Here is a 1,162-nt window from a genome sequence, read left to right as displayed (position 1 = left end):
CACTAGTGTCCTGCGCCGGAGATCCGTCGGCAGAAACGGGCGAGGGAGTCGAGGATCTCCTCGGCCGTCTTGGTCCAGATGAACGGCTTGGGGTCTTCGTTCCAGTTCTTGACCCAGGCGCGGATGTCGGCTTCGAGGACCTGGACGTTCTTGTGTGTGCCCCGGCGGATCATCTGGTCGGCCAGGAAGCCGAACCACCGCTCCACCTGGTTGATCCAGGAGGAGCCGGTCGGGGTGAAGTGCAGTTGGAACCGCGGGTGTTTGCCCAGCCATGTTTTGATCGCGGGAGTCTTGTGGGTGCCGTAGTTGTCCACGATCAGGTGGACCTGCAGGTGCGCGGGCACCTCCTTGTCGATGCGGATCAGGAACTTCTTGAACTCCGCTGCCCGGTGCCGGCGGTGCAGGGCACTGATGACCTCGCCGGTGGCGACATCGAACGCCGCGAACAAGGTGGTCAGACCGTTGCGGACGTAGTCGTGGGTGCGGCGTTCGGGCATGCCCGGCATTATCGGCAGGACCGGCTGGGACCGGTCCAGGGCCTGGATCTGGGACTTCTCGTCCACCGAGAGGACCACCGCACCCTCGGGCGGGTTGAAGTACAGGCCGACGACGTCGTAGACCTTCTCGACGAACAACGGGTCCGTCGACAGCTTGAAAGTGTCCGTCAGGTGCGGCTTGAGCTGGAACTTCCGCCAGATCCTGCCGACGGTGGACTTGGACAGGCCGCTGTGCTGTGCCATCGACGTGCGAGACCAGTGGGTGGCGTTCTTCGGGATCTCCTCCAGCGTCGTGACCACGACCGCCTCCACCTGATCGACGCTGATGGTGGGCGGCCGCCCAGGCCGGGGCTCGTCAACGAGCCCGTCCAGCCGGTCGGCCAGGAACCGCCGCCGCCACTTGCGGACCGTGTCCGCCGCCACCCGCAGATCCCGGGCGACCGCCACGATCGGCGGCACCTCAGGCCCTGCGCACGCCAGCACAATACGTGCCCGCAACGCCAACGCCTGAGCCGATGTCGCCCTACGCGTCCACCGCTCCAACACCGCCCGTTCCTCATCGGACAGCAGCAGCGGCTCCAACTTCGGGCCCCGACGAGGAACTGACGCACCAGCAGCAGAAGTCACACAACAACTAACGATCAACTACTGACGCAGGACACTAG

1 protein-coding gene is annotated in these 1,162 nt (G+C 65.3%); it reads right to left on the bottom strand.

Going from position 1 to position 1,162, the window contains the following annotated elements:
- Nucleotides 1–2 precede the first annotated feature (2 nt).
- A complete protein-coding gene (locus ACH492_RS40070; RefSeq protein WP_398994381.1) occupies nucleotides 3–1,124 on the bottom strand; it encodes an IS630 family transposase in 1,122 nt (373 codons plus the stop codon).
- Nucleotides 1,125–1,162 lie beyond the last annotated feature (38 nt).

It is taken from the genome of Streptomyces sp. NPDC019443, from assembly GCF_044389785.1.
In the GTDB taxonomy this organism is placed as follows: Bacteria; Actinomycetota; Actinomycetes; order Streptomycetales; family Streptomycetaceae; genus Streptomyces.
This window is presented reverse-complemented; position numbering and strand designations above follow the sequence as displayed.